Raw genomic sequence first — 14,256 nt, 5'->3', positions numbered from 1 at the left:
TTACTTTAATTAGACGAAACGTTTACGAATCGAATTGGTTACTAACTCTGTTAATAAAATAATCATGACGATTACGGCAATAATGGTAATTGCTTCTCCATATTTAAACAAATTAATATTTGTATCTATTAGAACACCAATACCGCCAGCCCCAACGAGACCTAAAACAGCAGACGCTCGGACATTAATTTCAAAGGCAAATAACGTCCAATTAATCCAAGCTGGAACAAACTGCGGGATGACACCATGAAACAAGATTTGAAAATAAGAGGAACCATTCGCCCGTAACGCCTCAAGCTTGTCTCCTGAAATTTCATCAATCGATTCTGCATAACTTTTACTTAAAAATCCGATTGTTACAAGAATCAATGCTAAAACTCCAACAATCCCACCAATACCGAAAATATAAACCAATAAGGCTCCCCAAATAATAAAAGGAATATTTCGTAAAACCGATACAAAACCGCGGGTAATCACCCTTAATGTTTTAAACTTATTAGTATTTTCCGAGATTAATATCCCGAAAACAAACGCAATAATCGTAGAAATGTAGGTTGAGATGACCGCATAACCGAGCGTATCGATCACCGCTGGAATATATTGCTGTAAATTCTCCGTGTTTGGCGGAAGGAACTTTTCAAAGAAAAACATAACAAAGCTTGGTATGCCCATGAGCATCTCTATAAAGGAAATCTCTAAATAATAAACTGAAAATATCAACACGGCAAAGATGGCTGCCACAATTACAAAGGTTCTTTTAGAATCTCTTTGATCGAGCGGGATCTTAGGAACTATTTTACTATTCATCGTTTTGCCCCACAGCCAATTGCATTCCACTCTTACCCTGAAGCGTCATTTGTGATTCTTTTCCTTCATAGATTTCTTGAATCATTGCATCCGTTAATCGAGATGGGGCTCCATCAAAAACAACCGCCCCTTTTTTAATCCCAATAATTCGTGTGGCATACTTTTTGGCGTAGTCCACTTGGTGGAGATTCACTATACAGGTTAATTTCTTCTCTAAAGAAATCGTATGTAGCTGCTGCATGACAATATTGGCAGAGAGCGGGTCCAGTGACGCAATCGGCTCGTCCGCGAGCAACAGCTTTGGTCTCTGTAAAATTGCTCGACAAATTCCAACCCGCTGCATTTGCCCCCCAGAAAGCTCATCTGCTCGTTTATATATTTGGTCTTGAAGACCCACTTTTTTTAGAAGTTCAACAGCTTCTTGCTTATCCTCATGGCGATAGAGCCCTAGCAAGCTCTTGTATAATGGAGTGCTGCTTAATTGGCCATGAAGAACATTTTTAATCACATTCGTTCTGCCAACCAAGTTATAATGCTGAAAAATCATCCCAATTTTGGACCTTTCTTTTCTTAGCTTCCGCCCACTAAGTTTCTCGAGATGCTGCCCGTCGAATATAATTTTCCCTTCGGACGGGTTCACAAGGCGATTGATGCAACGGATAAATGTGGACTTTCCTGCACCAGATGGACCAATGACAACAATAAATTCACCTGGGTAAAAATCTAAAGTTATTCCATTCAAAGCACGTGTATCTTTACCATAGACTTTAACTAAATTTTTTATTGATAATAATGGATTCATTTCGCTTCTTCCTCTAACGCATTAATAGCATCTAGCATTTCAATAGTAGGATCATAATAGTCTTGTTCAGTAGCTATAAAACGAGCCTTTGGATCATTATGGACGGCTTCAAAATATTTCTCATCTTCAAATGATACAAACGCATCCTTTAAGGCATTTTTAAAATCTTCAGGTAAATCTCCGCGAACAATATAAGAAGCATCAGGAATGTTCTGTGTTTGTCCGATAATTTTGAAGTCATCTTCCTTAATTGTTCCTGCCTCAATCATACTATCAAGCTGACCAATAGCCACTGCCGCTGCATCAAAGTCACCCATCATTACACCCATGACACTATTTGGATGAGATTCTGAAAAGGTAACATTTTCAAAAAAGTAGCCTGACTGCTCAACTGAATCTGGATCTAGATTAAACTCTTGAACCAGGGTTCCTTTTGGATAAAGATATCCTGAAGAAGAGGCTGCATTAACAAACGCGAAGTTCTTTCCTTTTAAATCCTCCATATTGTTGATTTCTTTATTATCCTTTTTAGTAATAAAAGCCGTGTAATATTCATAGCCCTCTACTTGAGGAGTAACTAACAATTCCGCTCCCGCCAGTTGATTTGCTTGGTAATAGCTCATTGGACTAGCGAGCATAACATCTAAATTCCCACTTGCTAGAGCTTCAATTCCAACAGCATAGCTGCCACCTTCAAATTCTTTCACTTCAATTCCTAATTCTTTAGAAAGGTGATCTCTCAATGCTGTATGCATAGAAGCTGCATTTGGATTGTTTTCATTAGGCATTTGAACTAACGTCAGTTCTTCTGGCCACCCCTTGTTTGCTGTATCAGCGGAAGCAGAAGATGATGAACTCGCTCCATTCCCACACGCTGCTAAAGTGGATATAAGTCCTACTGTTAGAAAGAATTTTGATAATATTTTCATCATTTTGTTTATCTCCTTCTTAGAGTTAATTTAACAATCATTAAATGGGCCACTTACTTCGTTTTTGGTAGACTCTTAAAAACTTTGAAACTTCACTTTTTAAACCACTAATTAACCTACTAATTTCTTCTCAGCTATGTAAAAATTGAGATTTGATTTGCTCTCACCTCTCTTGGTATTCAAATTGTATTCAACTTGTATTCAACTAATAATATACTGATAGATTGTTAACTTAATATTTTCCTGGCGTAAAGATTAAGTTAATAATTGTAAAGTAGAAAAAATAGGCTCCGCCCTATGAATACTACAATTAGATATTTGGATAATTACATCTTTTATAGAACTAAAAAAGGATAAAATTTTAATAGATTATTTATTCACACTTTGTAGAGTGAAATCGACATAAAAAGCCCTTCTCAATTGAGAGGGGCTTTTTATGCGCACAGGCAGTCGTGCCTTATGCAGTTAAACTGCACAAAGCTATGGGATTATATAACAATTTAGTAAAACTAGCATTATATCTAAATGAAGGATATTTTATGTTATTACTACCAAATATTTGTCTTAAGAGCACTACTGGATTACAAAAAAGTGCTTATGGTACTTCAAAGTGCGTACTTCTCAAGTGTGGTTCCTTGATGCAAAATAACAGTGAACAAAGCACAGTACAGAAGGAGCTGCAAAACTATGAATAATGAATCCCAAAAAACACGCAAAGTTGCCTTGGTCGTAGGTGCAAATGGTGTCATCGGTCGCAACCTCATTGATCACCTTATTACTCTCCCTGATTGGGACGTGATCGGCGTATCGCGACGAGGCGGAAAATCTGTTGACCGTGTCCGGTATGTGGCTGCGGATCTCCTCAATATCGACGACACCCGCGAGAAATTAAGTGGATTAACTGAGGTAACACACATCTTCTATGCCGCCTATCAGGACCGTCCAACTTGGGCCGAACTTGTTCAACCCAACCTCGCCATGCTAGTGAACACTGTAGAAGCGATCGAGCCAATCGCGGCAGGGTTAAAACATGTCAGTTTGATGCAGGGATACAAGGTATACGGCGCACATCTCGGCCCGTTCAAGACCCCGGCTCGTGAGACAGACGCTAACCATATGCCGCCAGAGTTCAATGTTGATCAGCAAGATTTCTTAGAACAAAGGCAAACAGGTAAGGATTGGACTTGGTCTGCGCTCCGTCCTTCTGTAGTCTGCGGATTCTCGCTTGGAAATCCGATGAACCTCGCCATGGTTATTGCGATCTATGCGTCAATTTCGAAGGAGCTTGGACTTCCGCTGCGGTTTCCGGGAAAACCGGGTGCTTATGACAGCCTATTGGAGATGACAGATGCGGGGCTTCTTGCGAAGGCAACAGTATGGGCAGCGACTGAAGAGCGTTGTGCCAATCAGGCATTCAACATCACGAATGGCGACCTGTTCCGCTGGAATGAATTATGGCCGAAAATTGCTCACTACTTCGGATTGGAAACAGCGCCTCCGCTGCAGATGTCACTGGACGTTGTCATGGCGGACAAGGAGCAACTTTGGAATAAAATAGTTGAGAAACATGGGCTTGCTCAGCATTCCTATAAAGACGTTTCCTCCTGGCAATTCGGTGATTTTGTGTTCTCTTGGGATTACGATTTCTTCGCCGACGGAACTAAGGCCCGTCGCTTAGGTTTTCATGAATATGTCGATACCGAAGCGATGTTTATGAACATCTTCGACGACTTCCGTAAACGCAAAGTTATCCCATAAATGAAAAGCCGGCCTTATATGTCGGCTTCTTATATATCATATACGTCTTTAAGCTGTGGATTGGAAAGTACAGTAGCCCTTCCTCCATACTTTCTCTCTATATGCGAATCCCCCCACCTACACATCAGATGCAGGATCTCCTTTAGACTCCATCCATAGTCTGTCAACTCATACTCGACTTTTGGTGGAACCTGATTGTAAGAAATGCGTAAGATGACGCCTTCCTCTTCAAGCTCCCGAAGTTGCTGCGTTAACATTTTTTGAGTAATTACGGGTATCAAGCTTTTCAATTCATTGTTACGTTTCTTACCAAAAGTTAGATGAAAGAGAATCACAGGTTTCCACTTCCCGCCAATTACCTCCAAAGTTGCCTCTACAGCAGTGTTGTAAATCTTATCATGGTTCTTCATTACACACCTCGCCTCCCTTTTCCGAATATTTGGACACAGGACATTGGTAAACATCAGATGAATTGGAGCCATTAAATGTCCGTCTTTGAACATTATAACTGCAAGCAAAATATTGTGCTATCCTGCCTTCATTAATTGAATAACTTATAGTTCGACTCTTAAAAATAATCCCTTCTCTTATCAAGAATATGTCCCAATACACGAAAAAGACACCATCCTAAAAACACGCCTTATTGTGAAAATATTTCACTACTTTTTTGTCACTTTGCCCCGATAATTGACTTGTTTAAGAGCTATTTTGCACATCCAACTTTAAAACCCAGCTACCTTCACTTGTGAAGATTAGCTGGGTTTCTTTAAACCAGAATATATCGATAATGTTGATGATTCTGTTATTGAAAAAGCGATTGTTCAAACCCTATTAACAATCACATAAACAAATTTTAATCAGAAAATAAAGATTTGAGACCATTAACACCAGGAATTAAAGGTTTTAATGGCCACTAATAGTTACAAAATAGGATTCTTCTGCAAAAGATTAAGGTTTATTATTTCTAAAAAAGATTGACCAATAAAACAGAATATTTCATGCAAATTAGATATTTACAAATGACTTCCACCAGTTACATCCATATTGTGACCAGTTATAAAACTTGCTTTTTCACTCGCTAGAAATGAAACAACATTTGCAATCTCTTCAGGTTGACCCTCTCTTTTTAAAGCGCTCATATTCTTTGCACTCTTCTGGCCTTCCTCGGTGTGTAGCCAGCTAGCAGTTGAATCGGTATTAATAATTCCCGGCATTACAGAATTGACCGTAATTCCTTTTTCACCTAACTCTTTTGCTAGTGTGAATGTCATCGTATTAATAGCACCTTTTGTCATACTATATACCAACATATGTGGAAATGCGATACGTGTCACACCTGATGAAAGGTTGATTATTCTACCATTGAATTCTATAAATCCGATTAATGATTGTGTAATAAAATATGGCGCTTTCACATTCGCATTAAATAGTCGATTGAACTCATCATAATCCACTTCGCCAAATCCATTTGAAGTAGCATGTCCTGCATTATGAACGATTGTATGCAGTAATACATTCTCTTCATTTAACAATTTTTTCGTTTTTTCAATAAATAATTCAATTCCTTCACTGGAATTAAAATCGCCTTGAATTAATTTCACTTGTCTACCACTTAACTCAATTTCTTTTTTTAGCTCATTCGCTTTTTCAATGTTTTGATTATAATGCAATAATATATTAAATCCATCATTTGCAAGTTGGATTGCGACTGCCTTCCCTATTCCTCTAGATGCCCCCGTCACTAATGCATAATTATTTTTCTTCACTTGTATACCCTCCTTTTAAAGAGAGTGTAAAGGTTAACCCAGGGGTAAGGTCAACTACTTAGAAGGAAAAATAAATATCGAAAGGCGCTTTGATGAATATAGATAATCGTCAGGGTTTAATATTCGTTCATATATATATGATCCAGACAATTCTAATTCGCTATTTTCCATTATTTCTTTTATCTTTAATACTGACTCTTCTTGATAAGGATTGATTTCAGAATAAAACTGTGTCGTTTCATAACCAAAATAACTTGTGATTACTGATTGATTTAATTCCTTATTTTCTACTTGTAAAGCTATGCTAACAGGGTATATTTGATTATCTGTCAGTTTATACTTGATAATTCTTTCTTTAGCTCTAACATTTAGTTCTTTAATAAATTCTTCTGAATGATTCAGCGCCACACATATATTTTCATTTGGTTCTAAATTGTATTCATATACAATAATTGATTTTAAATACGCTTTTTTAACCACGTTATTTGGGTTAGTAATCATATTGCGGAGGTTCTCTAATTGATCTATTGCTTGATTAGCAGCTTTTATCTTTTCCATTTCTAGGTGAAGCTTTTCTTCTATTAAATTATTTATTTCATCATCTAATAATTTCCCATCCATAATTTCTCTGATTTCATTCAAAGTGAATCCTGCCTGTTTAAACAAATTTATTCGTTTAGCAGTTAATAGCTGATTCTGATCATAATATCGATAACCATTATCCGGATGAATAAATACAGGTTTCAAAATATTATGATTATCATATAAATACAAAGCCTTTCGAGTTATGCCAGTTAATTTGCTAAACTCTTTTATTAGAATTAAATTATTATCCACTAATAATCACCTACTATTAATTGGATCATATCCAAAGAGGTGAAACGGTGCAACTTTTTTTAAACGGTACGACTTTCTTTCTAAGGCACATGAGTTGCGTTATTCAAGAATCTTGCCCGTTTGTGGAAGAATAAATTTTCATAATTCTAATATAGACTACTAATCTAACTGATCCTTAATTCTCCAGATTCAGTTTGGTATTGTTAGTTTCAGAAATATAAAATAAAAAAAGCTACCAACTACCATAACTAATCGGTAACCCTTCCTCATCCTTATTAATACTATCCCTTCACACGACCAATTGATAACCCTTGTCCAACTGGCAAAATAATAGATTCCAAATTAAGATCATCCGCCATACTTTGGTTAAATGCACACATGTTTTCAGATCGTACATCAACTTTTGAACTGTCATATACCTTGTCGACGCTGTAAAACATTATCCCAATAATGAGTGCACCCAGATTCGCTAAACGTAAGGATATATCATGGTAGTTCGAATAATTTTCCTTATCATGGGTACTGTGGTTATAAAAAAACGCCTCAAACCCAATAATGACAAGGATTTAAGGCACTTCATTAACGTTGATTTAGTTTGGATAATGGATATCCCAATTGATAATCATTTATCTTTCTCTTAATAAAAGTATTATTCATGCTTGTAAAGTTGGTCCTTTAAAACACGGTAATTATTACCAACGCTTCAACGGTCGCGCCTTGATTGTTAAAGAATATATCATTTACATGAGTTTAAGATAGCATTAGTGGTGATGTTCATGGCCTTCGATTTCTAGTTTTGTTCCCTTATTTAAAAATTTCTCATCATTTTCAGTTAACTTTCCTACAACAAATTGCTTTTGTGGTGTGATGATAGAACCATTGTTACTAGCATGTACTTTAATAAAATAAAGACCTTCTACATCTAGATCCTTGCTTAAACTATATATACCGTTTCCTTCTGCAATAGCTGATTCCATTGAATAATAGACCGAACCCTCTTGATTCCAAATCTCAAAATGGACATAATCGGCTTCTTTCAATGGTTTTCCATCTTGTTTTAGCTGTACCTTTATGGTCTCTTTTTTATTAGCAGAGAACGACTCCGGAATAAACACTTCTATTTTAAGGGGGGATTCCTGTGCATATAGCTTTTCGACAGCCTGTTGATTAGAACATGCACTTAATAAAAATACAAATAACATAGTTAGTATAGATATAAATTTTTTCCTCATACTATGTTCTCCCCTTTTAAGCATTAAAAATCTTCTTTAATCTTGGGATCCTTTGAATCAACAACCAATCTATTAACCAAATGATAATAAGAGACAATCCAACCAATGGGAATAAAATACCAAGTACAATTAATAGAATGAAAAATGCTCTTATTTTCCTTGCACTAGGTGCTTTAGGTGCACTAATATCATGTTTCTTTTTTCGAACAAGCCAAAGATAATAGCCACTCATAGATACAAAAATAATTCCCCAGCAGATTATAAGACTAATAAGTTGATTAAACCACCCAAACTGCGTACCTTTATGTAAGGTAATTCCCATAGCCACTATCTTTCCGACAAATCCATAATTATCGTAACGATAGTCAGATAAAACTGCTCCTGTATACTGATCAACATGCATCGTAATCTCATCCTGCGCTTTTGGTGGATAAGCTGATAGTGTGTACACTCCTGTTGGCTCACTAGGAAGATAAATTGTGTAGCTCGGATCAATTCCTTCCCGATCTGCTATTGTGACAACTTCATCTATTGATAATGGAATAAATCCATCTACTTCAGAAGAAGGTATGTCTAAGTTCTCAGCAGCCCATGGTACATCTGCTATGTCCTTTGTTTTGATAGTTGAAATTGGAGCACTACCAGTCCAAATAGAAGGTGGATATCCCATTCCAGACTGAGTTGCTATATTTTGAAAATTACTTCCCCAAAATCCTGACCAGGGTAGTCCTGTCATAATTAAAAAAAGCATTCCTACCATAATCCAGTATGCAGGAACAGCATGCAAGTCTCTAACGAGAATCTTTCTTCCTTTATTAAATCGTGGAACAAGCACCCCATTAATCGTAAATTTCTTTTTGGGAATCCACAAATAAAATCCAGTAATAACGAGAATGACTGCCCAACAAGCCGCCAATTCAACGATCCGGTCACCTAGTGTCCCAGCCATTAACTCACCATGGAACTCTTCAATTTTGTTCATAATTCGTTCGTCGTTATTTAATTCTCCTATTATTTTTCCTGTATAAGGGTCACTAAAGATCGTAAGTGATTCTTCAAGATTCATAATACTTACTTCACTAGAACGATCTTCTGATTCTCCAGGCCGATACATTGTCACAACAGCATCAGGGTATTGTTTTTTTACTTCATTAATTTGTTCTGATGCTGAAACCCTCTCCCCTTTTGGAACCACCTCATAAAAATCTTTATAGATAACATTCTCTATTTGAGGTTTATATAAATATATTGAACCGGTAACAGCTAGAATAATAAGAAAAGGTGCGAGGATAAGACCTGCGTAAAAGTGCCACCTCCATACCGTTTTATATAGAGAGGAATTAGTTTGCTTTTCATTTTCTATTTGCTTTGCTTTCAGCATTTTTAATCTCCTTATTTATTATTTTACTTTTCATCAAAAAAATTGTGTAAGAAACGTGAAGATTTTATATCAACTGTAGTCACCATGGATATAAAGGTATAATAGTTTTCTAGGCAAAGGACGTTAGAATATCAAAAAAATTAATATGAATTACAATACTCAACATACTTTAAAATGATCCTATTAAATTGTAATCCTGAAACACCACAATTTAAATAGCTCATAGTAGCTATTAGAATCGAGTTATATAATTGGTTATTTTATTTATACAGATTATGTTTAATAAGGAGAGGGACTATATGACTTATCGCATTTTACAGTTGCTAACTATTATTTTGCCTACACTATTAATTGGGGGTTTCGAATATATTCGTCATGAATTTCTTTTGGGACACTTATCGATGGAGACAGGAAATTTATATATTACAATCCTTACTTTTATACTCTCCCTTTTGTTTTCTTTTTGGGTGTTTCGTATGATAAGAACTACAAATGATAAACTAGTTGAGGAACAGTCAAAACGCGCTGTATATGAAGAACGGGAGAGACTTGCACGTGAGCTTCACGATGGAATTGCTCAATCACTATTCTTTCTTAATATTAAATTGAAGCAAGGTGACATTAAAGCCGCCTCCCGTGCTGTTTCGGTCATTGATAATGATATGCGTCAGGCTATATTTAACCTTCGATCAAAACCTGAAGTAAACGATTCATTAAGCAACAGACTCTCGAAGTGGCTTTCAGAATGGAGTTCTATAACTGGAATAGATATAGAAGAAAAAATAGATATTCCCTACAATAGCTTTTCTGTAAAAGAAGAGGTTCAGATCTTCGCTATTATCCAAGAGGCTTTCACCAACATTAGGAAACATTCTGGTTCCTCTAATGCACTGATTGAAATTAAGGGAACACAAGATAAATGGAAAATTAAAATTGCCGATGATGGTAATGGAATTGATACGAAAAAGAGTAACGAAAGGAAATATGGATTATCTATGATGCAGGAACGGGCAAAACAATTAGGTGCAAAATTTGAAATTATAAAAAGGAAAATGGGTGGAACAGAAATAATCGTAACAAAGGAGAACAACCAATGAAGCGTTATAGTGTAGTCATTGCTGATGATCATCCACTAGCAAGAGAAGGAATTCGAAGTGTGCTAGAAACAAATGAAACTTTTTATGTTGTAGGGGAAGCATCAGATGGCCATGAAGCATTTGAACTCTGTAAAGAACTACTACCTCAGTTGCTGCTTCTTGATATAAACATGCCAAGATTAAATGGACTTGAAGCAGTTAGAAAAATTAGGAAAGCTTTTCCTAGAATACAAGTTGTAATGTTAACCGTTTCCGATGATGTAAAAGATTTGTTTACAGCCATTCAATTCGGTGCACAAGGTTATTTACTAAAAAATATGGAGCAAGATGACTGGATCGAGTACCTTCTTGCTCTTGTTGGAGATCATACAGAAGTCTCACGAGAAATTGCTAGCCGTTTGTTATATCGTTTTAGAGTTGTAGAAGATAACATCGAAGAACCTAGTCCATTATCTTTAACACCACGGGAATGTGAAATCCTTTCTAGGGTAGCACTTGGTGAAACCAATAAACAAATAGCCCAGCGATTTGTCATTTCAGAAAATACAGTAAAGAATCATATAAAGAACCTTCTAGAGAAACTTCATCTTGAGAACCGTGTACAGCTTGCTTCTTATGCTTTTAGGCATGGTTTAGTAGCAGAGTAAATGATCAAATTTTATTCAAGAATAATGAACCTCTCAATAAAGAAATAAAAAGAGGCTGGGACAAAAGTATTTCAGCCAAAGAAAAACCCGAACTATCATGCGAAATTCTAATTTAGAGTTTCATAATAGTTTGGGTTTTTTATTTATATCGCTTAATTAAATTAAAAATTATTCGGCTTTAAGAATGGTCAATTTAGTTATGTCCCAGCCTCTTTCACTCCAGACTATATGTGTATTATGCACTTTTCTGTGCACTTACTTTTATACTTGTTTTATTAACTCCCTTATGATTAAGGATTAAGCAAAAAAGGGAGAGAATAGATAATAGTAGAAAACCTAAAACATAATCTCCCGCTAAATCTTTTGTCATTCCAAGGATAATTGGTGGAAAAAAGCCTCCAACTCCTCCAATTGCCCCGACAATCCCTGTTACCGCACCTGTATTTCCATTAGAGATTTCAGGTACCATTTTGAAAACTGCACCATTTCCAATCCCTACCAATATAGAAATGATCAAACAATTTATACTAAAGAAAAGGAAGTTTTCCATTGTAAAAGCAATGAACATTCCACATAATGTTACTCCACTAAAAACTAGAGTCAACAATCCTTTTGCTCCAAAACGATCGGAAAGATAGCCACCAATTGGACGTATAAGCGTCGCCAATACGACAAATATAGCTGTTATAATTCCAGCTTCAAGGGCTGAAATACTAAAGAGATCATTCAAAAATGTAGGTAAATAAATACTGAAAGTCACAAATGTTCCAAATGTAAGGAAGTAAAAAACCGATAAATACCATGTTTCTTTAAATTTTAATACGGAAAGAGATTCCTTTAAAGTCTTATGTTTACTTGTTACTTGTACATCTTTTGTTCCTACCCAGAAAAGAATTGCCATACATGCCATAGCAATAGATAGGCTCCAAAACACCCATGAAAGACCATAAGAGCTAAAAATGGATGGTATCAAGAAATTTGCTACAGCTGATCCTAAATTCCCCATCCCTGCAATTCCTAAGATCAAACCTTGTTTTTCTGGAGGATACCATTTGGATACATAGGTTATGGAAATAGCAAAGGTTGTTCCTGCCATCCCGATAAAAAATGCCCAAAATAACAACATGGCAAAAGTATCTGTAAAACCTGCTCCAACCATGGGTAAGATTAGCAGTAACATAGTCAGCGCAAAAACTCTTCTCCCGCCATATCGATCAGTTAAAATCCCCATTGGAATACGCATTACAGACCCCAGTAATACTGGGGTAGCAATAAGAATGCTTTTTTGAGTAATACTTAACTCATAAATTTTTTGAATTTCTGTTGCAATCGGTGCAAAAACCGACCATACGGTAAATGAGACAATCATTGACACAGTTGATAAAACTAATACCGATGTTTGACCATTTGTTTTCTTCATAAAGACCACCTTGTAATTCTCTTGGTGCTATAGTTTTAAGTTCCAAGATACTATTTAATTTAACTTAACTTAAAATCATATTTATTTTACTCTCGCCCGAGTGCCGTTATTGATCAACAATGATAAGAATGTTTATTTCAATTAATCATCAATATATAACAGGAGATTTTTTTGAAAATACTACTCTTATTACTAATATTAAAAATGATAAATGTCCGATGTTTTTCATTGTGATTTCCTCCTAATTTGTCAGAACTTTTTGTTAATATAAAAATATCACGTCTTTTTATATCTTCACATACTTATGTAAGGAAATATAACACGGAATTTTCACAAGAATGCGCACCACTCATTTTTAAAGATAATTTTCAATGTGTATCAAAGTAGAAACTAAGAAAAAACAAATGTTTAGATTTTATGACTACTTTCTTTTCATGTAATCAACTCGTTTCGGAAACCCAAGATAAAAGGGCAATTAAGTGGAATAATCGTATTTAGCTCTTATTAAGTAATCGGGCCATATTCTTGAATAGGGAAGGAATTTATATGGACTATCTTAAAATTGTAATTTATTCCAGAAAAGGTCATCGTTGTTGAATAAGGTACATATATATAGCCGAACGAGTACGTGCCTATTATGTAATTCACTTAAAGGAGTATAATGAAATGGATCGTTTTGTCAACTAAAGAACCAATTTAAGCATGCTTTATATGCTGGAAAGATATGTGTTCTTAATAATCGAGTTGAAGCATTCACAAAGAATAGAGGGATAGACTATGAATATTATTCGTGCTAGTGAAGCAGAAAGAAATATAAGAAATGAGATGAGTACAATCTTTGTAGACGGCTTCTATCAATGGCTGAAATATTTTTCAAAGGATAAAGCTAAACTTTACAAGACATTTGCCCATATGTTTAATATAGAGGTCTTCTATACGGCTGTAGTTGACGATAATATTGCGGCTATAGCTGCCTGCTCTACAAAAAATATACCTTCAGTGAGATTGAAATATAGTGAATTTAGAAAGCATCTTGGCTTATTCATGGGAAGTATTGCTTATGTAATTCTCAAAAAAGAATTTGAGAAAAAGCCATATCCCTTTCAAATTTCTGAAAATATGGGTGCAATAGAGTTTGTGGCGACGTCGGTAAATTATAGAGGACATGGTGTGGCGACTGAACTGCTAAAATCGATAATGGATTCAACTTCATACCACGAATATGTTTTAGAGGTAGCAGATACCAACACAAATGCCATTAATCTTTATGAAAAACTGGATTTTGCAGAGTTCATGAGTATACCTCAAAAGCACAGTGAAAAAAGCGGCGTCAATAATCTTGTCTATATGAAGAATGAGAAGATGAAAGAAGTTGAGTCCCGGGAGCCTATCCTCTGATGTGATAGCCAAATGAACGAGCTAAACAAAATAAGTGAAATTAAGTAAATAAACATTGTGAAGAATTACAATTAAAGTAATGGGTGCAATGCAAGAGTTGAAGAATAAAATGGGTTGCTTGCAAGCACCTCAAAAATGGAACCCTTTACTGTTTAAAAAGCGTGCTCTTTTGTTGAAGAAGT

14 protein-coding genes are annotated in these 14,256 nt (G+C 35.7%); 4 read left to right on the top strand and 10 right to left on the bottom strand.

The annotated features are described in order from the left end of the window. Positions 1–9: 9 nt before the first annotated feature. Genes phnE through HUW50_RS15160 form a run of 3 tightly spaced genes read right to left on the bottom strand, consistent with a single transcriptional unit; the run spans position 10 to position 2,541 of the window. Entirely contained in the window at positions 10–807 is a 798-nt protein-coding gene (gene phnE / locus HUW50_RS15170) for a phosphonate ABC transporter, permease protein PhnE (RefSeq protein WP_083964411.1), read from the bottom strand. Next, entirely contained in the window at positions 800–1,609 is an 810-nt protein-coding gene (gene phnC / locus HUW50_RS15165) for a phosphonate ABC transporter ATP-binding protein (protein WP_066324253.1), read from the bottom strand. Before phnC ends, phnE begins: the two co-directional genes overlap by 8 nt. After that, positions 1,606–2,541: a phosphate/phosphite/phosphonate ABC transporter substrate-binding protein gene (locus HUW50_RS15160; RefSeq protein ID WP_157094268.1), complete on the bottom strand. Its 936-nt coding sequence runs from the start codon at positions 2,539–2,541 to the stop codon at positions 1,606–1,608. The genes phnC and HUW50_RS15160 overlap by 4 nt, the downstream gene beginning before the upstream one ends. A 684-nt stretch (positions 2,542–3,225) precedes the next feature. Here HUW50_RS15160 and HUW50_RS15155 point away from each other — a divergent pair. Beyond that, positions 3,226–4,296, top strand: a complete 1,071-nt coding sequence (locus HUW50_RS15155; RefSeq protein WP_066324240.1) for an SDR family oxidoreductase — start codon at positions 3,226–3,228, stop codon at positions 4,294–4,296. Positions 4,297–4,325: 29 nt separating this feature from the next. Here the strand turns inward: HUW50_RS15155 and HUW50_RS15150 are convergent, their stop codons facing one another. The 6 genes from HUW50_RS15150 to HUW50_RS15125 all read right to left on the bottom strand — a co-directional run bounded on the left by HUW50_RS15150 (position 4,326) and on the right by HUW50_RS15125 (position 9,512). After that, complete coding sequence (locus HUW50_RS15150) at positions 4,326–4,706, bottom strand: winged helix-turn-helix transcriptional regulator (RefSeq protein ID WP_066324237.1); 381 nt, start codon at positions 4,704–4,706, stop codon at positions 4,326–4,328. Between the two features lie 603 nt (positions 4,707–5,309). Next, positions 5,310–6,062 carry an SDR family NAD(P)-dependent oxidoreductase gene (locus tag HUW50_RS15145; protein WP_083964410.1) on the bottom strand — a complete coding sequence of 251 codons (753 nt, stop codon included), beginning with the start codon at positions 6,060–6,062 and terminating at the stop codon, positions 5,310–5,312. A gap of 54 nt (positions 6,063–6,116) precedes the next feature. After that, positions 6,117–6,899 carry a MerR family transcriptional regulator gene (locus HUW50_RS15140; protein WP_066324232.1) on the bottom strand — a complete coding sequence of 261 codons (783 nt, stop codon included), beginning with the start codon at positions 6,897–6,899 and terminating at the stop codon, positions 6,117–6,119. 281 nt (positions 6,900–7,180) lie between these two features. Then, positions 7,181–7,453, bottom strand: a complete 273-nt coding sequence (locus HUW50_RS27550; RefSeq protein ID WP_396652637.1) for an O-methyltransferase — start codon at positions 7,451–7,453, stop codon at positions 7,181–7,183. 207 nt (positions 7,454–7,660) lie between these two features. Further along, the gene (locus HUW50_RS15130) at positions 7,661–8,131 is read right to left on the bottom strand and encodes a FixH family protein (protein ID WP_185652999.1); all 471 of its coding nucleotides are present in this window, start codon (positions 8,129–8,131) and stop codon (positions 7,661–7,663) included. 16 nt (positions 8,132–8,147) lie between these two features. Beyond that, the gene (locus HUW50_RS15125) at positions 8,148–9,512 is read right to left on the bottom strand and encodes a PepSY-associated TM helix domain-containing protein (protein ID WP_066324218.1); all 1,365 of its coding nucleotides are present in this window, start codon (positions 9,510–9,512) and stop codon (positions 8,148–8,150) included. 299 nt (positions 9,513–9,811) lie between these two features. On the opposite strand from HUW50_RS15125, the gene HUW50_RS15120 reads away from it, so the two are divergent. Both HUW50_RS15120 and HUW50_RS15115 read left to right on the top strand, forming a co-directional pair. After that, on the top strand, positions 9,812–10,609 hold the full coding sequence (locus HUW50_RS15120) for a sensor histidine kinase (protein ID WP_066324209.1): 798 nt from the start codon (positions 9,812–9,814) through the stop codon (positions 10,607–10,609). After that, positions 10,606–11,256 carry a response regulator gene (locus HUW50_RS15115; protein ID WP_185652998.1) on the top strand — a complete coding sequence of 217 codons (651 nt, stop codon included), beginning with the start codon at positions 10,606–10,608 and terminating at the stop codon, positions 11,254–11,256. The genes HUW50_RS15120 and HUW50_RS15115 overlap by 4 nt, the downstream gene beginning before the upstream one ends. A gap of 235 nt (positions 11,257–11,491) precedes the next feature. Here HUW50_RS15115 and HUW50_RS15110 read toward each other — a convergent pair whose 3' ends face one another. Next, positions 11,492–12,676: an MFS transporter gene (locus HUW50_RS15110; RefSeq protein WP_066324204.1), complete on the bottom strand. Its 1,185-nt coding sequence runs from the start codon at positions 12,674–12,676 to the stop codon at positions 11,492–11,494. Between the two features lie 777 nt (positions 12,677–13,453). Between HUW50_RS15110 and HUW50_RS15105 the strand changes: the two genes are divergently transcribed. Continuing rightward, positions 13,454–14,074 carry a GNAT family N-acetyltransferase gene (locus HUW50_RS15105; RefSeq protein ID WP_066324201.1) on the top strand — a complete coding sequence of 207 codons (621 nt, stop codon included), beginning with the start codon at positions 13,454–13,456 and terminating at the stop codon, positions 14,072–14,074. The last annotated feature ends 182 nt before the right edge of the window (positions 14,075–14,256 follow it).

Source organism: Metabacillus sp. KUDC1714, from assembly GCF_014217835.1.
Lineage (GTDB): Bacteria > Bacillota > Bacilli > Bacillales > Bacillaceae > Metabacillus > Metabacillus rhizosphaerae.
Note: the sequence above shows the minus strand (reverse complement) of the source record. Positions and strands in the feature narration are given on the sequence as shown.

Excerpts from the sequence above, each read along its gene's own strand:
- HUW50_RS15160 (WP_157094268.1), bottom strand. The coding sequence starts at position 2,541 with ATGATGAAAATATTATCAAAATTCTTTCTAACAGTAGGACTTATATCC.
- HUW50_RS15150 (WP_066324237.1), bottom strand. The coding sequence starts at position 4,706 with ATGAAGAACCATGATAAGATTTACAACACTGCTGTAGAGGCAACTTTG.
- phnC (WP_066324253.1), bottom strand. The coding sequence starts at position 1,609 with ATGAATCCATTATTATCAATAAAAAATTTAGTTAAAGTCTATGGTAAA.
- HUW50_RS15125 (WP_066324218.1), bottom strand. The coding sequence starts at position 9,512 with ATGCTGAAAGCAAAGCAAATAGAAAATGAAAAGCAAACTAATTCCTCT.
- phnE (WP_083964411.1), bottom strand. The coding sequence starts at position 807 with ATGAATAGTAAAATAGTTCCTAAGATCCCGCTCGATCAAAGAGATTCT.
- HUW50_RS15155 (WP_066324240.1), top strand. The coding sequence starts at position 3,226 with ATGAATAATGAATCCCAAAAAACACGCAAAGTTGCCTTGGTCGTAGGT.
- HUW50_RS15105 (WP_066324201.1), top strand. The coding sequence starts at position 13,454 with ATGAATATTATTCGTGCTAGTGAAGCAGAAAGAAATATAAGAAATGAG.
- HUW50_RS15110 (WP_066324204.1), bottom strand. The coding sequence starts at position 12,676 with ATGAAGAAAACAAATGGTCAAACATCGGTATTAGTTTTATCAACTGTG.
- HUW50_RS15130 (WP_185652999.1), bottom strand. The coding sequence starts at position 8,131 with ATGAGGAAAAAATTTATATCTATACTAACTATGTTATTTGTATTTTTA.
- HUW50_RS15115 (WP_185652998.1), top strand. The coding sequence starts at position 10,606 with ATGAAGCGTTATAGTGTAGTCATTGCTGATGATCATCCACTAGCAAGA.
- HUW50_RS15120 (WP_066324209.1), top strand. The coding sequence starts at position 9,812 with ATGACTTATCGCATTTTACAGTTGCTAACTATTATTTTGCCTACACTA.